Genomic DNA, 22,466 nt, shown 5'->3' on the forward strand with positions numbered 1-22,466 from the left:
ACGGTGGCGGGATGCTCGGGCGGCGGGGCGGGCGGTGCCGGGGGCGGCAGGTATAGCGGGCCTACCTGACCGCAGGCTCCGGCCAACGCGGCCAGCGCGAGCACAGCCGCCAATCGCCCTGCGCGCAGCGTGGCGATTCGGGCGCTGGAGGGCGCGCTGGCTACAATGAAGGCATCCCCAACCTGACTGTCGGGATGCTGGCATGCGGCGCGTGCCGGACGGGCATATTTCATCAACGTTATCCAGATTGCGTACCACCCCGCTTCGCCCCCTCCAGGATGCGGCGGATCCGGCTCCGCCGGTCCGCCCGCATCGCCCCCTGGGGGGGCGCGCGAAGCGCGTAGGGGGGAGCCTATTCTATATGAACGAAAGCGAGTTCCTGGCCCTGGCCGAGGCCATCCTCGATGCGATCGAGGCACAATGCGACCACTGGTTCGAACAGTTGGACATCGACGTCGAAAGCGCGCGCAGCGGCAACGTGCTGACCTTGACGTTTGCCGACCGCAGCCAGGTCGTGATCAACAGCCAATCGCCGATGCGCGAAATGTGGGTGGCGGCGCGCAGCGGCGGCTTCCACTATCGCCAGGTGGACGGCCGCTGGATCGACACCCGCTCGGGCGAAGAAATGGCGGCCGCGCTGTCGCGGATCTGTACGGAGCAGGCCGGCCGGCCGATCACCGTCACGCTGCCCTGACGCGCTCCGCCGTCACGGCGGCGTGCTGTCGCCGTTGGGCGACGGCAGCGAACTCTGCCGGCCGCTGTTGTTGTTGATCCAGTTGCCCACGCCGTCGAAGAAGCTCGACATCGGATCGCTGGGCGGCGGCGGGGGCAGGCCGATGGACGCCACCGCCTGCCCCGGCGGGAATTCCGCCAGGTAGTAATCCCCATTCTGTACCAGCACGCCCTGCGGCACGACCGGGTCGCGCGGCGGCGGGGCGTCTTTCAGCGCGCTCTGCATGTATTTGAGCCAGATCGGCATCGCCGCGCCGCCGCCGGTTTCGCGCACGCCCAGCGATTTCGGCTGGTCGTAGCCCATCCACGCGATGCCCACCAGGTTGGGCGTATAGCCTGCGAACCAGGCGTCCACCGAGTTGTTGGTAGTGCCGGTCTTGCCGGCCACGTCGGACCGCTTGAGCGCGCGGGCGCCGGCGGCGGTGCCTACTCGGGCCACGTCGCGCAGCATGGAATCGGTGATGAAGGCGACCCGCGCGTCGATCGTGCGCAGCGATTCGTCGCCGGCCTTGGTGGGCCGCGCCTGCATCAGCACGCGACCGGTGCTGTCGGTCACCTTGTCGATCAGGTAGGGGGTGACGCGGTAGCCGCCGTTGGCGAACACTGAGTACGCCCCGGCCATCTGCAGCGGCGTGACGGTGCCCGCGCCCAGCGCCATGGTCAGGTAGGCTGGGTGGCGCGCCGCGTCGAAGCCGAAGCGGGTGATGTAGTCTTGCGCGTACTGCGGGCCGATGGTCTGCAGGATGCGGATCGAAATCATGTTCTTCGATTTCTCCAGGCCCTGCCGCATCGTCATCGGCGCTTCGTTGGTGCCCTCGTAGTTCTTCGGCTCCCAGCGCTGCGAGCCGGTGGCCGAGGCCTCCAGCACGAACGGGTCGTCGGAGATGATGGTGGCCGGGGTCAGCCCGCGCTCCAGCGAGGATGCATAGATGAAGGGCTTGAAGCTGGAGCCCGGCTGGCGCCAGGCCTGGGTGACGCGGTTGAACTTGCCGCGGTAGAAGTCGAAGCCGCCCACCATCGAGCGGATCGCGCCGGTCTGCGGGTCGGTCGAGACGAACGCCGCCTGCACCGCCGGCGTCTGCAGGATTTCCCAGTCGTTGCCCAGCTTGTGGATGCGCACCACGGCGCCGCGCCGCAGGCGCTGGGTAGGCTGGGCCTTGGCCGACAGCGCCGACTGCACGAAGCGCAGGCCCTTGCCGCTGATCTCGACGATGTCGCCGGTGCTGCGCGCCACGCGCACCTTCGCTTCCTTGCCGGTCTCGACCGACAGCACCACGGCGGCCAGCAGGTCGTCGTCGTCCGGGTGGTCGTTGAGGGCTTCGTCGACCGCCTCGTTGAGCTTTTCGGGGTCGTTCTCGACATTGGCCGGCAGGTCGACGAAGGCTTCGGGGCCGCGATAGCCGTGGCGGCGTTCGTAGTCCATCACGCCGTCGCGCAGCGATTCGTAGGCGGCGTTCTGGTCATCCTTGCGCACGGTGGTGTAGACGTTGATGCCGCGCGTGTAGGTGTCTTCCTTGTAGATGTCGTACACCAGCTGGCGCGCCAGCTCGGCCACGTATTCGGCGTGCACGGAGAATTCGCCGCCCACGGGGCGGATGCGGATCTTGTCGTTGAGGGCCGCCTGGTATTCGGGCTCGGTCAGGTAGCCGAGCGCGAGCATGCGCTGCAAAACATACTCCTGGCGGGCCTTGGCGCGGGGCGGGTTGACGATCGGGTTGTAGCGCGACGGCGCCTTGGGAATGCCGGCCAGCATCGCGGCTTCGGCAGCGGTGATGTCGGACAGGGGCTTGCCGAAGTAGACCCGCTCGGCCGCGGCGAAGCCGTAGGCGCGCTGGCCCAGGTAGATCTGGTTGATGTAGAGCTCGAGGATCTGGTCCTTGCTGAGGTTGGACTCGATCTTGAAGGTGAGCAGGATTTCGTAGAGCTTGCGGGTCCAGGTCTTCTCGGACGACAGGTAGAAGTTGCGCGCCACCTGCATCGTGATGGTGCTGGCGCCCTGCGTCTTGGACATGTTGACCAGGTTGGTGAGGGCGGCGCGGATCACGCCCGTCCAGTCGATGCCGCCGTGCTGGTAGAAACGGTCGTCTTCGGCCGACAGGATGGCGGACTTCAGCACGTCGGGGACGTCGCGGATGCGCACCACGTTGCGCCGCTCCTCGCCGAATTCGCCGATCAGGGCGTTGTCGGCGGTGTAGATGCGGAGCGGGACTTTCGGATGGTAATCGGTCAGCGCGTCGAGGTCGGGCAGGTTCGGATAGGCCAGCGCCAGCGCCAATCCGACCAGCAGCGCGCCGCAGACCGCCAGCCCGGCAAACACGCCGGCGATCTTCAGGATGATTCGGGACATGAGGAGACAGCTTCCGTTAGGAATTGACCCATTATAGGAACATCGACAGGACGGCGCTTGTAGACCGCCGGCAACGCGCGTCGTTCCTGTAACAGTGCGTGCCGGGGCCGGATCCGTTCGTGGCAGGGGGCGCGGCCGGCCTTTTTTGGCGTCGCCGCCGCATTGCTGGATAATTGGCCGATTATCATTGCCGCAGCCTGCGCCGTGCCGTGAACGCCTTCCTCGACCCCTGCCCCGCGCCGTCCGCCCCGGCGCCCGGCCCGGCCGCGCCGGTGTTCCTGATCGGCATGATGGGCGCCGGCAAGACCACCATCGGCCGCGCATTGGCGCGGGCGCTGGGGCGCCGCTTCGTCGACGTCGACCAGTTGATCGAGGAGCGCTGCGGCGTGCGTATCCCCACGATTTTCGAGCTGGAAGGCGAGGCGGGCTTCCGCCGCCGCGAAACCGGCGCCATCGACGAATGCAGCCGGATGGAGGGCGTGGTGCTGGCCACCGGCGGCGGCGCGGTGCTGTCGGCCGAGAATCGCCGGCTGCTGGCGCAGCGCGGCATCGTAATCTACTTGCGCGCCCGCGCCGAGGAGCTCTACCAGCGCACCCGGCACGACCGCAACCGGCCGCTGCTGCAGACGGCCGATCCGCTGGGCCGCATCGTCGAACTGCTGGCCCAGCGCGAGCCGCTGTACGAAGAGGTGGCCGACGTGGTGGTCGATACCGGCCGTTCGTCGGTGCCGCGGCTGGTGCAGCGCATTCTTCCCTTGCTGCAGCAATGCGGCAAGCCTGTCGTCGCGGCTGCCGAGCTGCCGCCGCTGGAGAACCCATGAAAGAAGTCCGCGTCGATACGCCCGGGGGCAGCTACCCCATCCGCATCGCCCCCGGCCGGCTCGACCGCCTGGCCGAGTCGGTGCCGGCCGATGCCACCACGCTGGTGCTGGTCACCAATCCCACCGTGGCGGCGCTGTACGGCAAGCGCGCCGAGGCCGCGCTGCGGGCGTCCGGCAAGCCGGTGCTGCGCGTCGAGCTGCCCGACGGCGAGGCCTACAAGGATTGGCAGACGCTGAACCTGATCTTCGATGCGATGCTTGCGCATCACTGCGACCGGCGGGCGGTGATCGTCGCGCTGGGCGGCGGCGTGATCGGCGACGTGGCGGGCTTTGCCGCGGCGGTCTACATGCGGGGCATCCGCTTCATCCAGGTGCCGACCACGCTGCTGGCGCAGGTGGATTCCTCGGTGGGCGGCAAGACGGCCGTCAACCATCCGAGCGGCAAGAACATGATCGGCGCGTTCTACCAGCCGATCGCGGTGGAAATCGACACCGACGTGCTGAACACGCTGCCCGCGCGCGAGGTGTCGGCCGGGCTGGCGGAAGTCATCAAATACGGCGCCATCCTCGACGCCGCCTTCTTCGCCTGGTGCGAGGCCGAGGCGGGCCGGCTGCGCGCGCTGGAGGCCGACGCGCTGGCGGCGGCGATCGCCCGCTCCTGTGAGCTGAAGGCCTGGGTGGTGTCGCAGGACGAGCGCGAGACGGGGCTGCGCGCGATCCTGAATTTCGGCCATACCTTCGCGCATGCGATCGAGGCCGGCGTCGGCTTCGGCGCCTGGCTGCATGGCGAGGCCGTGGGCTGCGGGATGGTGCAGGCGGCCGAACTGTCGGTACTGGCGGCAGGCCTGCCGCGGGGCGACGCCGACCGCATCCGCGCGCTGGTGTCTGCCATCGGCTGCCCCACCTACGCGCCCGACCTGGGCACCGAACGCTGGTTCGACCTGATGCAGGGCGACAAGAAGACCGAAGGCGGCCAGATCCGCTTCATCCTGCTGCCCGAGCTGGGCCGCGCGGTGCGTACCCCGGCCGCGGCCGAGCAGGTGCGGCGCGCGCTGGACCTGACCGTGGCGCGGCAGGCCGGCGAGCCGTCGGCCATCGCCACGCTGGCCTGAGCGCAGGCCCGGCGCCATGGCGAACGCGCTTGCTCCCTACGCCGCCGACCCGGCCCGCTCGCGCGGCCGCCGCCACCCCGAGCCGCCGCCCGAGGGCCGTACCGAGTTCCAGCGCGATCGCGACCGCATCGTCCATTCCAACGCCTTCCGCCGGCTGGAATACAAGACCCAGGTTTTCATCAACCACGAAGGCGACCTGTTCCGCACGCGGCTCACGCACAGCCTGGAAGTGGCGCAGATCGCGCGCTCCATCGCGCGCAACCTGGGGCTGAACGAAGATCTGGTCGAGGCGATCTCGCTGGCGCACGACCTGGGCCATACGCCGTTCGGGCACGCCGGGCAGGACATCCTCAACGCCTGCATGCGCGAAGCCGCGCCGGAGGCCGGGGGCTTCGAGCACAACCTGCAGAGCCTGCGGGTGGTGGACCGGCTGGAAGAACGCTACGGCGAGTTCGACGGGCTGAACCTGTGCTTCGAGACGCGCGAGGGAATCCTCAAGCACTGCTCGGTGGAGCGGGCACGGGCGCTGGGCGACGTGGGCGAGCGTTTCCTCAACCGCACCCAGCCCTCGCTGGAGGCGCAGATCACCAATCTGGCCGACGAGATCGCCTACAACAACCACGACATCGACGACGGCCTGCGTGCCGGGCTGATCGACGTTGAGCAACTGCGCGACGTGGCCATCTTCGGCCGCCACCACGCGCAGGTGCTGGAACGCTATCCCGGCCTGCCCGAGCGGCGCGCCATTACCGAAACCGTGCGGCGGATGATCAACACCCTGATCGTCGACCTGACCACCACCACCGCTCGCAACATCGCCGACCTGGCGCCCGCCTCCATCGACGACGTGCGCGCCGGCCCGCTGCTGGCCGGCTTCAGTCCGTCGGTGCGGGCCGAGGCCCAGGCGCTCAAGCGCTTCCTGTTCGACAACCTGTACCGGCACTACCGAGTGATGCGCATGACCAGCAAAGGCAAGCGCATCGTGCGCGACCTCTTCACCGCCTTCCTCGAAGAGCCCCGCCTGCTGCCGCCGCAATACCAGGTCGAAGGCCGCGCCGAACAGGCCCGCGCCATCGCCGACTACATCGCCGGCATGACCGACCGCTACGCGACCAAGGAACACCGGCGGTTGTTCGCGCTGTTCGACGATTGATCTAGCCGCCGGTTTCCAGCCGTTGCCGCACATGCTGCGCGAAGGCATGCGCGATGACCGGCAGTTGCCGGCTGCGCAGGCCGGCCAGGACCAGCTTGCCGCGGGGGAAGTTGCGGTCTTCGATGTCGCGGGCGATCAGTTCGCCGCCGTTGCTGACGGCGCCGATGTCGATCTGGAACGAGAGGGCATTGCCGTGGTAGAGGCAGCCGCGCAGGAATTCGAATGAATTGCTTTCGATCATCGGCTGCAGCTTGACGGAGCTGCGGGCCAGGAAGCGTTCGAGCAGCTGGCGGCCGCCGGTGTCGCGGTTGGCCAGCACCACGGGGTAGTCCGCGCATTCGCGCAGCCGCAGGCGGTCGCGGGCGGCCAGGGGGTGGTCGCGGTGCATGACGACCACCAGGCGCTGGTCGAACTGGGCCATGGCTTCGATGTCGGGCTCGGCGTCGAGGTTGAAGACCAGGGCCAGGTCGACGTCGAAGCTGCGCAGGGCGGCCAGCGCGCGGACGTGGTCGCCGATCGCCACGTCGAAGGCGACCAGCGGGTGCGTTTCGCGAAAGCTGGTGACCGCGGCGGGCAGCCAGGCCGGCGCCAGCGCCTGGCTGGCGATGATCCGCACCGTGCCGCGCCGCCGGCCCTTCAACTCCTCGATCTGCGAACGGATGCTTTCCAGTTCGGCGTTGCGTTCGCGGATGTAGCCGACGAACAGCTCGCCGGCGGCGGTCAGCCGCATGCCGCGCGGCAGCCGTTCGAAGATCGGCGTGCCGAGTTCTTCCTCCAGGTCCTGGATGCGGCGGTTGACGGCCGAAGGCGCCACGTGCAGCCGTTCGGCGGCCTGGCGGATGGAGCCGGCGCGGGCGACTTCGTCGACGTAGCGGAGAAAGCGCAGGTGGTTCATCGGGCTGGAGCGGCTGGGCGATGCGGCCATGGTACCCGTACCTGTCGCCGCGTCCACGCGGTTGCCGGACTCTTCCCGGGCGGCCCTGCGGGACACGGAGGACGGCGGCATCGTGATGCCGCCTGCCCGCTTCATGGTGGTGCGGAATGCGTCGCTTTGGTGCGCAGGCCTCGCCGCCTGGCAAGCATGCCCGCCCCCGGGGGCCGGTTTGCCGGCGATTGCGCCTGGTCGCCGGGGCGCTGTTGAGCGTCGGGCCATGAGCGGTTCGGCCAAGTGGCATCGGTCCAATCTCGCGATCGTTGCCGAATCGGCAACGGAAGCGGCGCAATAAAGTACCGATCCGATGCACTGGAATCAGTCTTCCCGGTACGGGGATTGCATAGGGAAGAGCCATCGCTTCCCACCGCGCCGGCGCACAACGCCGGCGCATCGCCCCAAGGATTCCGCCAAGATGGACGCTCGGCAAGTTGTTCCCGGCCTGCACGGCACCGCGCCCGATACCGCCTGGCGCGACGACGGCCAGGTCTTGAGCCTGGTGCGCCGGCCCGCGCCGCCGCGGCCGCTGCGCTTCGGCGCCGTGGGCGGCCAGGCGCTGGAGATCGACGCGCTGCGCAGCGCGCTGGTGGTCGTCGACATGCAGAACGACTTCTGCCACCCGCAGGGCTGGATCGGCCAGAAGGGCCAGGACGTGGCGCCGATGCGCGCCCCCATCGCCGCGATCGCGCGGCTGCTGCCGGCCTGGCGCGCCGCGGGCGGCACGGTGCTGTGGCTCAACTGGGGCATCCGCGCCGACCGGCTCAACCTGCCGCCCACCGTGCTGTACAAGGGCAGCCGCGGCGGCACGACGGGCTATGGCGAGCGCTCGCCGGAGGACCATGGCCCCTCGCTGGTGCCGGGCCATTGGGGCGCGCAGGTGATCGAGGAATTGCCCGTGGCCGGATCCGACATCACCGTCTACAAGCACCGGCTGAGCGGCTTCTGGGACAACGAACTCGATTCGGTGCTGCGCCGGCAGGGCGTGTCCACGCTGCTGTACGCCGGCGTCAATACCGACCGCTGCGTGTTCTCGACCCTGCAGGACGCCGGCTTCCTCGGCTACGACAACATCCTGCTGGCCGACGCCTGCGGCACGCCGTCGCCGGCCTACGTGACCGACGCCATCCATTTCCTGGTCCGCCAGCTGCACGGTTTCGTTGCCGGCACCGACGCGCTGCTGGCGGCGCTCGACGCTTCCCTTTCACCGCAAACACAAGGCTGACGCGAGACCTCTCGCACCGGCCGCCCCTTCCTGAACCGCAAGGAACCGACATGAAACTCGCACGCCGACTCGCCCCGCTTGCCCTGTGCGCGGCCCTGATGCCGCTGGCCGCGATGGCCCAGACCAAGATCAAGCTCACCCTGAACTGGAAGTACGAAGGCCCGCAGGCCTGGTTCTTCGTCGCCCAGGACAAGGGCTATTTCAAGGCCGAAGGGCTGGACGTGGAGATCGACCAGGGCGAAGGCTCGGCCGCCGGCGTGCCCAAGGTGGCGGCCGGCACCTACACCGCCGGCTTCGGCGACATGAACGCGCTGATCGAACTGGCGGCCAGGCGGCCGGCCGACGCGCCGGTGGCGGTGTTCATGCTCTATAACAACCCGCCGTTCACGGTGGCGGTCAAGGCCGACAGCCCGATCAAGACGCCCAAGGACTTCGAGGGCCGCACGCTGGGCGGGCCGGCCAACGACGGCGCGCTCAAGCTGTTCCCGACCTTCGCCAAGGTGGCCGGCATCGACGCCGCCAAGGTCGACATCACCAACATGGCGCCCAACCTGCGCGAGCAGATGCTGGTGCGCGGCCAGGTGGAAGGCGTGTTCGGCTACATCACCACCATCCGCTTCGCCGCCAAGGGCGTGGGCATCGATCCCGACAAGGACCTGCGCTTCGTCAACTTCGGCGACTACGGCCTGGACCTGTACTCCAACACGCTGTTCTTCTCGCGCAAGTTCGTCGCCGAGCATCCCGAAGCGGTCAAGGGCTTCCTGTCGGCCGTGAACAAGGCTGTCAAGGACGTGCTGAAGGATCCCGACATGGGCGTGGCCGCCGTGCTCAAGCGCGAGCCGCTGCTGAAGGCCCCGCTGGAAAAGGAAAAGCTGCTCTACACGCTCAAGCGCGACATGAGCCACCCCGAACTCGCCAGGCTGGGCCTGGGCGACGTGGACGACGCCCGCCTGAAGCGCTCCATCGACCTGGTGGTGCAGGCCTCCAGCCTGCCCGCCACGCCGGCTGTGGACCAGGTGTTCGACCACCGCTTCCTGCCGCCGCGCGCCGAGCGCCCGTCCAAGCTCGTGCCCGGCGGCGCCGATTGACGACCGAGAGCCGATTCCCATGGATTTGAAACTGAAGAACAAAGTGGCCGTCATTACCGGACCGGCCAAGGGCATGGGGCGCGCGGTGACGCTCGCCTTCGCCCGCGAGGGCTGCGGCCTGGTGCTGGCCGGCCGCGACCTGGCCGCGATCGAGCCGGTGGCCGCCGAGGCGCGCGAACTCGGCGCGCGTGCCGAGGTGGTGCGCTGCGACCTGGTCGACGCCGGCCAGACCGAGGCGCTGGCGCGCGCGGCCGAGAAGGCCTTCGGCCGCGTCGACATCCTGGTCAACGTGGCCGGCGGCTCGGGCCCGATCGGCAAGACCGGCTGGGAAACCACCGCCGAGGAGTTCGACGACATCGTCGGCCTGAACATGAAGGGCTGCTTCAACACCATGCGCGCCGTGCTGCCGGGCATGATCGAGCGCCGCTACGGCAAGGTGGTCAACGTGGGCGGTACCTTCGGCATGCGCGGCCGCGCCGGCCGCATGGCGTACTCGGCCTCGAAATGGGGCCTGCGCGGCATCACCAAGAGCTTCGCGCTGGAGGCCGGGCCGTACAACGTCAACGTCAATTGCGTGGCGCCGGGCATGGTCGACGGGCCGCGCTTCCGCGAGAAGGTGTGCGCCGAGATGGCGGCGCGCCTGGGCATCGGCCTGGAGGAGGCCATGGCACGCCACGCCGCCGACTACGCGCTGCGGCGCGTGACCACCGACGACGACGTCGCCCAGGCCTGCCTGTTCCTGGCCAGCGACGCGTCGCGCCAGATCACCGGCGTCGACCTGCCGGTCGACGGCGGCTGGGCGATGCTCTGAAAAGAGGAAGACACTGATGGAAAAAGTAGACCTGGTCATCCGCGGCGGCACCGTCGTCGCCCCCGACCGCATGGTGCAGGCCGCGGTGGCCATCGACGGCGAACGCATCGTGGCGGTCGGCCACGACGACCTGATGCCGGCCGGGCGCGAGGAGCTGCGCGCCGACGGCCTGTACCTGCTGCCCGGCGCGATCGACAGCCACGTGCACTTCCGCGATCCCGGCTATCCGCGCAAGGAAAACTGGAAGAGCGGTTCGGCCGCGGCCGCCTGCGGCGGCGTGACCACGGTGTTCGACATGCCCAACACCAACCCGCCCACCGGCACGCTGGAGGCCTTGCGGCTCAAGCAGAAGGCGGCCGAGTCCTCCTATGTGGACTACGGCATCCATGGCCTGTTCGGCGACGACACGGTGGACCGCCTGGAAGAATTGCTGGAAGGCGGCGTGACCAGCTTCAAGGCCTTCGTCGGCAACACCTTCGGCAACCTGCCGGCGCCCAGCGACGGCGCCCTGCTCGAAGGCTTCGAGAAGCTGGCGCCGCTGGGCATCCGCACCGTCGTGCATGCCGAGAATTCCTCCATCATGGCGCGCCGCCAGCAGCGCCTGCAGGACGCCGGGCGCAACGATGCGCTGGCGCACCTGGCGTCGCGGCCGGCGGTGTGCGAGATCGAGGCCATCGGCCGCGTGCTGGCGCTGGCCGAATGGACCGGCGCGCGCGTGCACATCGCCCACCACAGCGCGGCCGATTCGCTGTTCGTGCTGCGCGAGGCCAAGCGGCGCGGGGTGGACGTGACGGTCGAGACCTGCCCGCAATACCTGCTGCTGAACACCGGCGATACCGGCCGCCTGGGCGGCATCCTGCGCCTGAACCCGCCGATCCGCGAGGCCCGCCACAACCAGCCGCTGTGGGACGCGCTGATGGAAGGCGTGATCGACATGATCGCCACCGACCACGCGCCGCACACGCCGGAAGAGAAAACCCGCGACAGCATCTGGGACTGCGATTGCGGATTCCCCGGCGTGGAAACGCAGATGCCCTTGATGCTGACCGAGATCAACCGCGAGCGGGCCACGCTGATGGATTACGTGCGCTGGAGTTCGGTCAACCCGGCCAAGGCCTGGGGCCTGTACGGCGCCAAGGGCGTGATCGCGCCCGGCGCGCATGCCGACATCGCCGTGGTCGACATGGCGCGCGGCGGCGTGCTGTCGCAGGGGCGCCTGCACAGCCTGAGCCGGATCTCGCCCTGGCACGGCCGCACGGTGCGCGGCGTGCCGCTGCACACGCTGGTGCGCGGCCGCTTCGTGATGCGCGACGGCAACCTGGTGGAAGAGGCCGCGGGCTGGGGCCGCTCGGTCAAGGCCGTGCAGCGCATGCCGGCGCCGCGGCCGCGCAACGCCGACAGCTATACCAGCGCCGTGCTGGCCACGCCCGAAGGCGCGCCGCCGGCGCGGCCATTGGAGATGATGCCATGACCGGCCACGCGCGCCGCGCCTCGGGCAACGCCGGGCATCCGGCATCGAACGGCCGATCGGCGGCGGCGATCTGCGCCGGCGGCGTGCCGATTTTCCTGCCCACGGGAACTCATTCATGAATCCGACCTTCATCGAACTGGCCGACGTCACGCTGCGCTACGGCGGCGGCACGCTGGCGCTGGACCATACCGACCTGCGCGTGGGCGAGGGCGATTTCGTCGCCCTGGTGGGCCCCAGCGGCTGCGGCAAATCGACCATCCTGAAGCTGACCGCCGGCCTGCTGCGGCCCAGTTCGGGCGCGGTCATCGTGGGCGGCCGCGAGGCCGGGGCGCCGGCCGCGGCGGCCGACGCGCGGCTGCACGACCCGCACGCGCCGCGCGTGCGCATCGGGCTGGCCTTCCAGAACCCCACCATGCTGCCCTGGCTGACGATCCGCGAGAACGTGATGATCCCGCTCAAGATCGTCCAGCCCTTCCGCGCCGACTTCGCGCGCAAGAAGCGCGGCGAATACGCCGAACGCGCCGAGGCGCTGCTGGCCCAGGTGGGCCTGAAGGGCTTCGGCGACAAGCGGCCGTGGCAGCTGTCGGGCGGCATGCTGCAGCGCGCCTCGCTGTGCCGGGCGCTGGTGCACGAACCGCAGCTGCTGCTGCTCGACGAGCCGTTCGGCGCGCTGGACCAGTTCACGCGCGAAGAGCTGTGGGCCATCATGCAGGACCTGTGGATCGCCAAGCGCCCCACGGTGCTGCTGGTCACGCACGACCTGCGCGAATCGGCCTACCTGGCCAATCGCATCTGCGTGATGAGCGCGCGGCCCGGTCGCATCCTGGAAGACCGCGCGGTGCCGTTCGCGCGCCCGCGCACGCTGGAAGGCAGCTACGCGCCCGAGATCGCCACGCTGGTGCAGGAACTGCGCATGCGCATCGCCCATGCGCGCAGCGACGGCGACGCGCGCGCCGCCGACGACAGGAGGGCCGCATGAGCGCCGTTCCCGCTTCGACTTCTTCGAGTGCTTCGTTCGCGCTGTCGCCGCGGGCGCGCCGCTACCTGCTGTCGGCGGTGGCCCTGGTCGGCTTCTTCCTTGCCTGGGAACTGATCTGCCTGGCCACCGGCGTGTCCGACCTCGTGCTGCCGCGGCCCTCGCAGATCATCGTCGTTCTGGTGGAAAAATTCCCGCTGCTGTGGCCGCACACCGTGCAGACGCTCTACACCACCGTGGCCGGCTTCGTGCTGGGCGTGCTGGCCGGCGTGGTGCTGGGCGTGGTGGTCGGCTCTTCCAGGCTGGCCTACGACGTGGCCTATCCGCTGCTGGTGGGTTTCTCCAGCATCCCGAAGGTGGCGGTGGTGCCGATCTTCGTGGTGTGGTTCGGCTCCGGCACGGTGCCGGCGATCCTGACCTCGATGGTGATCAGCATCTTCCCGGTGGTGGTCAACGTGGCCACCGGCCTGGCCACCACCGAGCCGGAACTGGAGGACGTGCTCAAGGTGCTCGGCGCCAGCAAGCGCGACCTGCTGTGGAACGTCGGCCTGCCGCGCGCGCTGCCCTATCTGTTCGCGTCGCTGAAGATCGCCATCACCCTGTCGTTCGTCGGCACGGTGCTGTCGGAAACGGTGGCCGCCAACAAGGGCATCGGCAACGTGATGATGATCGCCAGCGGCAATTTCGACGTGCCGCTGGTGTTCGCCGGGCTCATCATCCTGGCGGTGCTGGGCGTGGCCTTGTACGCCATCTCGGCCTACATCGAGATGCGCCTGACGGGCTGGACGCAGCGCAAGGCCGAGCAGGATATCGTGATGGCCTGAAGGCCCCGCACCCGGCCGCGCCTCGTGGAGACCGGCCGCGGGCCGGGATCAGCGCCCCAATGGGATAATCCTGCCGACAGCCACGACGACCGAACCATGAGCGACTTTCCCCTCCTGCGCCGCATCGCGGTGTTCTGCGGTTCCAACCCCGGCATTTCGCCGGCCTATGCCGACGCCGCCCGCGCCCTGGGCCAGGCGATCGCCGGCCGCGGCATCGAGCTGGTCTACGGCGGCACGCACAAAGGCCTGATGGGCCTGATGGCCGATGCCGCGCTGGCCGCCGGCGGCCGCGTGACCGGCATCATCAACCGTCGCCTGCACGAACGCGGCCACTTGCATCCGGCCCTGTCGACGCACGAGATCGTGGCCGACATGCGCGTGCGCAAGGCCCGCATGGCCGAGCTGGCCGACGCCTTCATCGCCCTGCCGGGCGGCCTGGGCACGCTGGAAGAGCTGTTCGAGGCTGCCACCCTCACCCAGCTGGGCGACCACAGCAAGGCCTGCGGCGCGCTGAACGTGCGCGGCTTCTACGAGCCGATGCGCGCCATGCTGAACCACGCCGTGGCCGAGCAATTCATGAAGCCCGAGCACCGCGACATGATCGTGATCGAGGCCGACCCGCAGCGCATGCTCGACGCCCTGGCCGTCTGGCGCGCGCCGACCGTGCAGAAATGGTTCGGCCCGGGCGACAATGTGGCCGTCCCATCCGCTCCAACTCCCTGACCCGACGCCAGCCATGACCCGCGTACGCATCACCTCCGCCGGCCACACCTTCATCGCCGAGCCCAACCCCCAGGCCCCGCAAACGGTGGCGGCCTTCTTCAAGCTGCTGCCCTACCGGCAAAAGATCATCCACGTGCGCTGGAGCGGCGAGGGCTGCTGGATCCCGCTGGGCGACTTCAAGCTGGGCGTGGGCTTCGAGAACCACACCAGCCACCCCTCGGTGGGCGACATCCTGTTCTACCCCGGCGGCTACAGCGAAACCGAAATCATCATGGCCTACGGCAGCTGCATGTTCGCCAGCAAGATGGGGCAACTGGCCGGCAACCATTTCCTGACCATCGTCGAAGGCAGGGAAAACCTGCGCGCGCTGGGCGAGAAGACCCTGTGGGAAGGGGCGCAGGACATTCTGTTCGAAGCGGCCTGATGTGCGCCACAATCGCGTTGTACGATTGACGCCCATGGATACGCATGACAAACCTCCGCAACGGCGCGTCGGCTACCGCGACCGCCTCACCTACCGGCTGCTGGTGCTGTCCAACACCCTCGGCAAGGGAGCCGTCCGCCTGTACGCGGGACAGTACGGGATTCCGCTCGCGCAATGGCGGCTGCTGGTGTCGATCGCGCTGGAAGGCCCGGCCAGCGTAAGCGAGCTGGCCGAGATGCTGGCCACCGACAAGGGCTGGGTCAGCCGCGCCGCGGCGGCGCTGGCTGAAAAGGGCTACCTGGTGGGTCTGCCCGACCCGAACCATGCGCGACGGGTAATTCTCAAGCTGACGCCCAAGGGCAACGCGCTGTACGCCAAGATCCAGCCGGCCTGGAGCCGGCGCCAGGAGCAACTGGTGTCGGTGCTGGACCCGCAGGAGCAGGCGCAGCTCGATGTCATCCTGCACAAGCTGCAGCGGCAGGCCGAGCTGATGCTGCACGACGCCGCCGAAGTGGCGGCCGCGTCGGCATCGGCCGGGCGCGGCCGCTGAGGCCGCCCACGCAGTCAGAAGTACAGGAAGATCGGCTCGAACGACGAATCGCAGTTCGCCAGCAGCGCCTTTTTCCACACCATCCTGAACGATTCGCCGTCGGGTCGCAGCCGATGTCGGTACTCGCCGGCGAACACCCGCTGCAGCGGCGCCGGCAGCATCGGCCGGTGCTCGAACATGAAGAATACCGAGCGCACCTCGATTTCTCCGGTGGCCGCATCGCGCTCGTCGATCACCACGTTGGAAACCTGGCGCACCGCGCGCGAGGCCGGCTGCTGGCCGTAGACCTTGGGATGCCGCAGGCGCCGGATGCGGTTCTGCATGAATTCGCGGTCGTCGAAGATCAGCGAGACCTCGTCGCGCGGGCTCGCCTGGCCGATGCGGGCCGGCGCCCAGTAATAGCCCTCGGGCACGAACAGCGCCATCCATTCCTCGAACTTGCGGTCGTCCAGCAGCCGCGCCTCGCGCACGAGGAAGGCCTCGACCTCGCGGTCGGAAACGCCGGCGACGGCGGGAATCGGAGCATTCATCAAACGGCCTCCTTCATGTATTTCAGCCAGCCCTGGAACTGGTTGCGCATGCCGATTTCGCTGGTGCCCTTGGCGCGCCGCACCTCGCCCTCGTCGCGGTCGGCGCCCATGTAGCGGTTGAACCAGACCCACTCCGAGCCTGCGCCCTCCAGCCCGCCCTGCACGCGCCGGAACATCTCCACGTCGTCGGTCTGGATCAGCGAGGCAGCGGCGTGCGTCATGTTGAGGAAACGGATCAGGTTGGTGTTGATTTCGTCCGGCGCGCCTTGCAGCAGCACCGGGAAGATGCGGATCTCGGTGCGGTCGGGAGCCAGCGGCCGCACCACGCGCACGTGGCTCGAGGCCAGCTGCATCACCACGCTGGGGTAGATGACGACGTTGTGGAAGCGTTCTTCCAGGATGGCATCGATGCGCCCGGGCGGGTGGCGCCGGGCCAGAGCCGCGCGGTGCGCTTGGACCAGCGGGCCGCCGCGCTTGTCGTCCTCGAACGGCAGCCGGCCGCAATAGCCCAGGCCCCAGTCGAAGGCCGTGATGTCGACCTCGTCCCATTTCGAGCCGCGTTCGGCCACGTCCAGGTGCGGGCCGGCGTCGTCGCCGATGCGGCGCTTGAACTGGCGGTTGCGTTCGTCGACGCTACAGGCGTGCGCGAACTGGGGATGGTAGAGATCGTTGACGTTCTCGACCTGCTGCTTCCAGTTGGCCGGCACGATGTACCGGTGCATGCCGCCGCTCAGCCGCACTTCGCCGTCCGGCGCGCGGTCCACGATCTGGTCGATGCATTGCGCGGCCGGCCCGAGGAAGGCCAGCAGGCCGGGCATTGGGTCGGCGGCCGGCGCCAGGCTGGCGAATACGAAGCCGCGGTGCGTGTCCACGCGCGGCACCTTGGCCAGTCCGAAGCGCTCCTGGTCTGTCATGTCGTAGCGGTCGGCGTAGGCGTCGCGCATCGGCGCCAGCACCAGCTCGCCGTTGGTCCGGAACGTCCAGCCGTGGTACGGGCAGCGCAGCAGATTGCCGGTATTGCCGCGCTCGTCGGTCACCAACATGGTGCCGCGGTGGGAGCAGCGGTTGTGCAGCACCTGGATGCGCCGGTCGTGGTCGCGCACCAGCAGCACCGGCATGCGGCCCATCCAGGCGGCCAGGTAGTCGCCCGGTTCGGGGACCTGGCTTTCATGGCCGATGTACAGCCACGCCCGCCCGAAGATGCGGGTCATTTCGAGCTCGAAGATTTCCGGGCTGGTGTAGACGTCGCGGTGTACCCGGTCCGGATGCACCAGGGCATCCGGATCCGGCATCCGCCAGGGCCTGTCGATCGCATTCATCGTGCCGCTACCTCCATAACTGATTTCGAAGTGGTTTATTGCTGCGACTGCATAAAAATCGAATAAAGGTCTGGAGGCCCTTGAATACTAGGGCCTTGCAAGAAGTTGGATGCCTGCCAAAACTTTATTGCTGCAACTGCGTTGTCATGGCAACATTGACCGCAACCGTCGAGTTGTCATGACAACATCCTACGTGCCGGATTCCGGGTGCGTCAAGGCTTCTCGCGCAGCGCGATCGCAGTTCGTCCCGACCCTGGAGCAAGAAATGAAAGCCTTGATCTGTCTGCTGATCTTCTGCTGTGCCGCCGTTGCGCCCGCGTCCCGGGCCGGCGCCTATCCCGACAAGCCCATTCGCGTCATCATCCCTTACCCCGCCGGCGGCAGCGGCGACGTGGTGGCGCGCTACATCGGCGCGCGCCTGACCCAGGCGTGGGGACAATCGATCGTGGTCGAGAACGTGGCCGGCGCCAACGGCAACATCGGCGCGGCCGCGGTGGCGCGCGCGCCGGCCGACGGCTACACCCTGCTGCTGGGCACCGACATCCAGATGAGCATCAGCCCGCATGTCTACAAGCAGCTGCCCTACGACCCGTTCAAGGACTTCGCAGAGGTGGTGCCGGTGGTGTCGATCGAATACATCCTGTCGGTGCCGGCGTCGATGCCGCCCAGTACGCTGCCGGAGCTGGTGGCTTTCCTGAAGCAGCATCCGGGCCAGTACAACTACGCGTCGACCGGCATCGGCAGCTTCCATCACCTGTGGACCGAATGGCTCAAGAGCGTGGCCGGGATCGAGGTGAGCCACATCCCGTACAAGGGCAGCGGCCAGATCATTCCAGACCTGCTGGCCGGCCGCGTGCAGATGGCCTACATGGGCGTGCCGCAGACGCTGCCGCTGCTCAAGGGCGGCTCACTGAAGGCGATCGCCACCGGCGCGCGGCACCGGCTCTCGGTGGCGCCCGACATCCCGACCGTGGACGAAACCTACCCGGACGGGCCCAACAATGCCTACTGGAGCTTCTTCGCGCCGGCCGGCACGCCGGCCGGCGTGGTGGCCAAGCTCAATGCCGAGATCAACAGGATCCTGTCGGTGCCGGAGGCCGGCGCGTATTTCGCGTCGCAGGGGCTGGTGCCGATGGGCGGCACGTCGGAAGCCCTGGCCGCGCGGCTGCGATCCGACTACCAGCGGTGGGAAAAGGTTATCGAGCACATCAACTTCAAGCCCGAGTCCTGAGTACCGGCGCCGGGCTTTCGCGGTGGCGGCGCCGGCGTTTGCAAGCGGGCGCCTTTGCTTCCATGATTGGGCCTGTTCGCAAAGGACCACCATGGAAAGAAAAGCCGCCGCCCATCTGCAGCGCGGCCTGAAAAACCGCCACATCCAGCTGATCGCGCTCGGCGGCGCGGTGGGCACCGGGCTGTTCCTCGGCATCGCGCAAACGATACGCCTGGCCGGCCCGTCGGTGCTGCTGGGCTATGCGATCGGCGGATCGATCGCCTTCCTGATCCTGCGCCAGCTGGGCGAGATGGTGGTCGAGGAGCCGGTGGCCGGGTCGTTCAGCCATTTCGCGTACAAATACTGGGGCGACTTCGCCGGCTTCGCTTCGGGCTGGAATTACTGGGTGCTGTACGTGCTGGTGGGCATGGCCGAGCTGACGGCGGTCGGCATCTACGTGCAGTACTGGTGGCCGGGCGTGCCCACCTGGGCGTCGGCGGTGGTCTTCTTCGCGGCGATCAATGCGATCAATCTGGTGCACGTGAAGCTGTACGGCGAATTCGAGTTCTGGTTCGCCATCGTCAAGGTGGCCGCCATCGTCGCCATGATCGCTTTCGGCGCCTACCTGCTGCTGGCCGGCAAGGCGGGGCCGCAGGCCGGCATCGGCAACCTGTGGCGGCTGGGCGGCTTCTTCCCGAACGGCGCGGGCGGCCTGGTGATGGCGATGGCGGTGATCATGTTCTCGTTCGGCGGGCTGGAGCTGGTCGGCATCACGGCGGCCGAGGCCGACGACCCCCGGCACAGCATCCCGCGCGCCACCAACCAGGTGGTCTACCGCATCCTGCTGTTCTATGTCGGCTCGCTGCTGGTGTTGCTGTCGCTTTATCCATGGCGCGACGTGGTGGAAGGCGGCAGCCCCTTCGTGCTGATCTTCCGCGCGCTGGACGCCGGCGCGGTGGCGGCGGCGCTGAACGTGGTGGTGCTGACGGCGGCGCTGTCGGTCTACAACAGCTGCGTGTACTGCACCAGCCGGATGCTGGTGGGCCTGGCCGAGCAGGGCAACGCGCCGGCCCGGATGCGAGAAGTGGACCGCCGCGGCGTCCCGCTGGCGGCGCTGGGCGCATCGGCCGCGGCTACCGGACTGTGCGTGCTGATCAACTATGCGATACCGCAGGCGGCCTTCGGGCTGCTGATGTCGCTGGTGGTGTCGGCGCTGGTGCTGAACTGGCTGATGATCTGCATCGCCCACCTGCGTTTCCGCGTCCGGCGCGGCGGGCAGCCAGGACGTTTTCCCAGCATCGGCTATCCCGCCGTCAACGTGCTGTGCCTGGTCTTCCTGCTCGGCATCCTGGCCGTGATGGCACTGACGCCGGGCATGCGCGTCTCGGTGGCGCTGATTCCGCCGTGGCTGCTGGTGCTCGCGCTGGGCTGGCGGCTGTCGAAAGCGGCGGGCGGGCGCGGCGCCGCCGGGTCCTGAGCGCGGGCCTGCCGTTTATCGCAGGAACAGCCGGTAGGCCGGGTTGGCCGATTCGTCCCAGTGCCGGTAGCCCAGTTCCTGCAGGAAGGCCGCGAAGGTCTTCTTGTCGGCCGGCGGCACTTGCAGCCCGACCAGGATGCGGCCGTAGTCGGCGCCCTGGTTGCGGTAGTTGAACAGGCTGATGTTCCAGTTGGGCGACATCGAACTCAGGAAGCGCATCAGCGCGCCGGGCCGCTCGGGGAATTCGAAGCGGTACAGCAGTTCGTTTTCCACGATGCCGCTGCCGCCGCCGATCATGTGGCGCAGGTGGGTCTTGGAGACCTCGTCCTGCGTCAGGTCGAGCGCGGTGAAGCCATTGCGGCGGAAATTGGCGGCGATGCGCGTCGATTCGCCGGGCGCCGAGATTTCGAGTCCGACGAATACGTGCGCCTGCTGCGCGTTGCTCATCCGGTAGTTGAATTCGGTCACGCTGCGCGAGCCGATCAGTTCGCAGAAGCGCCGGAAGCTGCCGCGCTGCTCGGGCATGGTGACGGCGAACACGGCCTCGCGCGCCTCGCCCACTTCCGCCCGTTCCGACACGAAGCGCAGGCGGTCGAAATTCATGTTGGCGCCGCAGGCCACCGCCACCACGGTCTTGTCCTTCCAGCGGTGCTGGGCCAGGTAGTGCTTGGCGCCGGCCACCGCCAGCGCGCCGGCGGGCTCGAGCACGCTGCGGGTGTCCTGGAACACGTCCTTGATGGCCGCGCAGATGGCGTCGGTGTCGACGGCGATGAAGTCGTCCACGTACTTGCGCGTGAGGCGGAAGGTTTCCTCGCCCACCAGCTTGACCGCGGTGCCGTCGGAGAACAGGCCGACGTCGGGCAGGGTGACGCGGCGGCCGCGCGCCACGCTCTGCATCATCGCGTCGGAATCGTGGGTCTGCACGCCGACGATGCGGATTTCCGGCCGCAGCTGCTTGATGTAGGCGGCGACGCCGGAGATCAGCCCGCCGCCCCCCACGGCCACGAAGATGGCATCGAGCGGGCCGTTGTGCTGGCGCAGGATTTCCATGGCGATCGTGCCCTGGCCGGCGATCACGTCGGGATCGTCGAAGGGGTGGACGAAGGTCAGCTTCTGCCTGCGCTCCAGTTCCTTGGCGTGGTTGTAGGCGTCGGTGAAGCTTTCGCCGAACAGCACGACCTCGGCGTCGCGCGCGCGCACGGCGTCGATCTTGACCTGCGGGGTGGTGACCGGCATCACGATCACGGCCCGGCAGCCCAGCCGCTGGGCCGACAGCGCCACGCCTTGCGCGTGGTTGCCGGCCGAGGCGGCGATCACGCCCTTGGCCAGGGCCTTGGGCGGCAGGTTGGCCATCTTGTTGTAGGCGCCGCGCAGCTTGAAGCTGAAGACCGACTGCGTGTCTTCCCGCTTGAGCAGAATGCTGTTGCCAGTGCGCGCCGAAAGCTGGGGGGCCGCTTCCAGCGGCGATTCGACGGCGACGTCGTATACCTTGGCGTTCAGGATACGCTTGAGATAGTCGGCAGGCATGATACGGCTCGGCTTGGGGACGGACGCGGAGCCGGTAAGTTTGACACAAAGCGATGGCCCCTGCCGCCGCGGCCCGCGCCATCCACCGGCGCCGCAGGCGGGCGCGGCCCCGGGCGGCCGCGCGCCGGTTAGCCGGTACACTTGCGCCCATGCAAATCTGGCTCGAACACTCCGTTCATTGGCTGCTGGCCGCGCTGGCCCTGCCCCGCGTCGGGCTGCCGGCGATCCTGGTCGTCAGCCTGCTGTCGGCCACGCTGCTGCCGATGGGTTCCGAGCCGGCGGTGTTCGGCTACGTGAAGCTGGCGCCGCACATGTTCTGGCCGGCGGTGCTGACGGCCACCATCGGCAACACGCTGGGCGGCATCGTCAGCTACTGGATGGGCTGGTGGGCGCACCGCGGCATGATCCGCCTGCGCGAACGCTACGAGGCGCGCCACGGCCATCCGCACCCGCACGCCCACCAGCCGCACCAATACGACCTGCAGACCCGGCGCGGCCGGATGCAGGCGCGCGCGCACGACCTGCTGGAACGGTTCGGCCCCAAGACGCTGCTGCTGTCGTGGGTGCCGATGGTGGGCGACCCGCTGTGCGCGGTGGCCGGCTGGCTGCGGATGGATTTCTGGCCCAGCGTGCTGTACATGGCGATCGGCAAGCTGGCGCGCTACCTGACCATGACTACTGCATTGCTGTGGTTTTTTTAGCGGTGAGCCCACCCCTTTCGCGCTTCGCGCGCCCCCTCGAGGAGGCGACGCGAGCGGACCGGCGGAGCCGGATCCGCCGCATCCTGGATGGGCGGCGCAGACTCATGCACCGGGGAACGCGCCAAGAACGATGGAGCAGCTAGATGAGCGAAACGCGGCTGTACGGACTGAAGAACTGCGACACCTGCCGCAAGGCGCGGGCGTGGATGGACGGCCACGGGCTGCCGTACGCCTTCATCGACTACCGGGCCGGGCCGGTCGGAGCCGAGGTGCTGAAAGACTGGGCGCGCCAGGTGGGCGGCTGGGAGAAGCTGGTCAACCGTTCCTCCACCACCTGGCGCGGGCTGCCCGAGTCCAGCCGCCAGCCGGCGGGCGAGGCCGACTGGCTGGCGCTGGTCGTGGCGAATCCGCAACTGGTGCGCCGGCCGGTGTTGGTAACGGGCGACGGCCGCGTCAGCGTCGGGTTCTCCGACCCGGCCTGGCAGGCGCGATTCCGGCTTTGAGACAACCCTGCCGG

At 68.7% G+C, this 22,466-nt stretch carries 23 protein-coding genes; 18 read left to right on the top strand and 5 right to left on the bottom strand.

Going from position 1 to position 22,466, the window contains the following annotated elements; all coding sequences use genetic code 11:
• Positions 1 to 361: 361 nt before the first annotated feature.
• Entirely contained in the window at positions 362 to 694 is a 333-nt protein-coding gene (gene cyaY, locus ABD927_RS16310) for an iron donor protein CyaY (protein WP_345250894.1), read from the top strand.
• A gap of 12 nt (positions 695 to 706) precedes the next feature.
• On the opposite strand, the gene ABD927_RS16315 is transcribed toward cyaY, so the two are convergent.
• A complete protein-coding gene (locus ABD927_RS16315; RefSeq protein WP_345250895.1) occupies positions 707 to 3,079 on the bottom strand; it encodes a penicillin-binding protein 1A in 2,373 nt (790 codons plus the stop codon).
• A gap of 287 nt (positions 3,080 to 3,366) precedes the next feature.
• On the opposite strand from ABD927_RS16315, the gene ABD927_RS16320 reads away from it, so the two are divergent.
• From ABD927_RS16320 to ABD927_RS16330, 3 genes are read left to right on the top strand one after another with little or no spacing between them, the layout of a single operon-like run.
• Positions 3,367 to 3,900, top strand: a complete 534-nt coding sequence (locus ABD927_RS16320; RefSeq protein ID WP_345250947.1) for a shikimate kinase — start codon at positions 3,367 to 3,369, stop codon at positions 3,898 to 3,900.
• Positions 3,897 to 5,012, top strand: a complete 1,116-nt coding sequence (aroB, locus tag ABD927_RS16325; RefSeq protein WP_345250896.1) for a 3-dehydroquinate synthase — start codon at positions 3,897 to 3,899, stop codon at positions 5,010 to 5,012. The genes ABD927_RS16320 and aroB overlap by 4 nt, the downstream gene beginning before the upstream one ends.
• Before the next feature lie 16 nt (positions 5,013 to 5,028).
• Positions 5,029 to 6,165, top strand: a complete 1,137-nt coding sequence (locus ABD927_RS16330; RefSeq protein WP_345250897.1) for a deoxyguanosinetriphosphate triphosphohydrolase — start codon at positions 5,029 to 5,031, stop codon at positions 6,163 to 6,165.
• A gap of 1 nt (position 6,166) precedes the next feature.
• On the opposite strand, the gene ABD927_RS16335 is transcribed toward ABD927_RS16330, so the two are convergent.
• Entirely contained in the window at positions 6,167 to 7,090 is a 924-nt protein-coding gene (locus ABD927_RS16335; RefSeq protein ID WP_345250898.1) for a LysR family transcriptional regulator, read from the bottom strand.
• Positions 7,091 to 7,511: 421 nt separating this feature from the next.
• On the opposite strand from ABD927_RS16335, the gene ABD927_RS16340 reads away from it, so the two are divergent.
• The 10 genes from ABD927_RS16340 to ABD927_RS16385 all read left to right on the top strand — a co-directional run bounded on the left by ABD927_RS16340 (position 7,512) and on the right by ABD927_RS16385 (position 15,185).
• A complete protein-coding gene (locus ABD927_RS16340) occupies positions 7,512 to 8,318 on the top strand; it encodes a cysteine hydrolase family protein (protein WP_345250899.1) in 807 nt (268 codons plus the stop codon).
• Between the two features lie 50 nt (positions 8,319 to 8,368).
• Entirely contained in the window at positions 8,369 to 9,406 is a 1,038-nt protein-coding gene (locus ABD927_RS16345) for an ABC transporter substrate-binding protein (protein WP_345250900.1), read from the top strand.
• Between the two features lie 19 nt (positions 9,407 to 9,425).
• A complete protein-coding gene (locus ABD927_RS16350; RefSeq protein WP_345250901.1) occupies positions 9,426 to 10,217 on the top strand; it encodes an SDR family NAD(P)-dependent oxidoreductase in 792 nt (263 codons plus the stop codon).
• Between the two features lie 16 nt (positions 10,218 to 10,233).
• Positions 10,234 to 11,688, top strand: coding sequence for a dihydroorotase (locus ABD927_RS16355; RefSeq protein WP_345250902.1), 1,455 nt, complete (start codon positions 10,234 to 10,236; stop codon positions 11,686 to 11,688).
• Positions 11,685 to 11,807, top strand: coding sequence for a hypothetical protein (locus ABD927_RS16360; protein WP_345250903.1), 123 nt, complete (start codon positions 11,685 to 11,687; stop codon positions 11,805 to 11,807). The genes ABD927_RS16355 and ABD927_RS16360 overlap by 4 nt, the downstream gene beginning before the upstream one ends.
• Complete coding sequence (locus ABD927_RS16365; RefSeq protein ID WP_345250904.1) at positions 11,804 to 12,667, top strand: ABC transporter ATP-binding protein; 864 nt, start codon at positions 11,804 to 11,806, stop codon at positions 12,665 to 12,667. Before ABD927_RS16360 ends, ABD927_RS16365 begins: the two co-directional genes overlap by 4 nt.
• Positions 12,664 to 13,488 carry an ABC transporter permease gene (locus tag ABD927_RS16370; protein ID WP_345250905.1) on the top strand — a complete coding sequence of 275 codons (825 nt, stop codon included), beginning with the start codon at positions 12,664 to 12,666 and terminating at the stop codon, positions 13,486 to 13,488. Before ABD927_RS16365 ends, ABD927_RS16370 begins: the two co-directional genes overlap by 4 nt.
• A 96-nt stretch (positions 13,489 to 13,584) precedes the next feature.
• Entirely contained in the window at positions 13,585 to 14,211 is a 627-nt protein-coding gene (locus ABD927_RS16375; RefSeq protein ID WP_345250906.1) for an LOG family protein, read from the top strand.
• Between the two features lie 13 nt (positions 14,212 to 14,224).
• Complete coding sequence (locus tag ABD927_RS16380) at positions 14,225 to 14,635, top strand: DUF3830 family protein (RefSeq protein WP_345250907.1); 411 nt, start codon at positions 14,225 to 14,227, stop codon at positions 14,633 to 14,635.
• Between the two features lie 34 nt (positions 14,636 to 14,669).
• A complete protein-coding gene (locus ABD927_RS16385; RefSeq protein ID WP_345250908.1) occupies positions 14,670 to 15,185 on the top strand; it encodes a MarR family winged helix-turn-helix transcriptional regulator in 516 nt (171 codons plus the stop codon).
• A gap of 14 nt (positions 15,186 to 15,199) precedes the next feature.
• On the opposite strand, the gene ABD927_RS16390 is transcribed toward ABD927_RS16385, so the two are convergent.
• Together ABD927_RS16390 and ABD927_RS16395 are read right to left on the bottom strand one after the other, a co-directional pair.
• Positions 15,200 to 15,715, bottom strand: coding sequence for an aromatic-ring-hydroxylating dioxygenase subunit beta (locus ABD927_RS16390; protein ID WP_345250909.1), 516 nt, complete (start codon positions 15,713 to 15,715; stop codon positions 15,200 to 15,202).
• Positions 15,715 to 17,034 (bottom strand): aromatic ring-hydroxylating oxygenase subunit alpha, encoded by a 1,320-nt coding sequence (locus ABD927_RS16395; protein ID WP_345250910.1) that lies wholly within the window; start codon positions 17,032 to 17,034, stop codon positions 15,715 to 15,717. Before ABD927_RS16395 ends, ABD927_RS16390 begins: the two co-directional genes overlap by 1 nt.
• Before the next feature lie 265 nt (positions 17,035 to 17,299).
• Between ABD927_RS16395 and ABD927_RS16400 the strand changes: the two genes are divergently transcribed.
• Together ABD927_RS16400 and ABD927_RS16405 are read left to right on the top strand one after the other, a co-directional pair.
• Positions 17,300 to 18,265, top strand: coding sequence for a Bug family tripartite tricarboxylate transporter substrate binding protein (locus ABD927_RS16400; protein WP_345250911.1), 966 nt, complete (start codon positions 17,300 to 17,302; stop codon positions 18,263 to 18,265).
• 91 nt (positions 18,266 to 18,356) lie between these two features.
• A complete protein-coding gene (locus ABD927_RS16405) occupies positions 18,357 to 19,721 on the top strand; it encodes an amino acid permease (protein ID WP_345250912.1) in 1,365 nt (454 codons plus the stop codon).
• A 15-nt stretch (positions 19,722 to 19,736) separates the two neighbouring features.
• On the opposite strand, the gene ilvA is transcribed toward ABD927_RS16405, so the two are convergent.
• On the bottom strand, positions 19,737 to 21,389 hold the full coding sequence (gene ilvA / locus ABD927_RS16410; RefSeq protein ID WP_345250913.1) for a threonine ammonia-lyase, biosynthetic: 1,653 nt from the start codon (positions 21,387 to 21,389) through the stop codon (positions 19,737 to 19,739).
• Positions 21,390 to 21,397: 8 nt separating this feature from the next.
• On the opposite strand from ilvA, the gene ABD927_RS16415 reads away from it, so the two are divergent.
• Positions 21,398 to 21,949 carry a YqaA family protein gene (locus ABD927_RS16415; RefSeq protein WP_345250914.1) on the top strand — a complete coding sequence of 184 codons (552 nt, stop codon included), beginning with the start codon at positions 21,398 to 21,400 and terminating at the stop codon, positions 21,947 to 21,949.
• Positions 21,950 to 22,092: 143 nt separating this feature from the next.
• Positions 22,093 to 22,452, top strand: coding sequence for a Spx/MgsR family RNA polymerase-binding regulatory protein (locus ABD927_RS16420; protein WP_345250915.1), 360 nt, complete (start codon positions 22,093 to 22,095; stop codon positions 22,450 to 22,452).
• The last annotated feature ends 14 nt before the right edge of the window (positions 22,453 to 22,466 follow it).

The organism is Pigmentiphaga soli, assembly GCF_039541095.1.
In the GTDB taxonomy this organism is placed as follows: Bacteria; Pseudomonadota; Gammaproteobacteria; order Burkholderiales; family Burkholderiaceae_B; genus Pigmentiphaga; species Pigmentiphaga soli.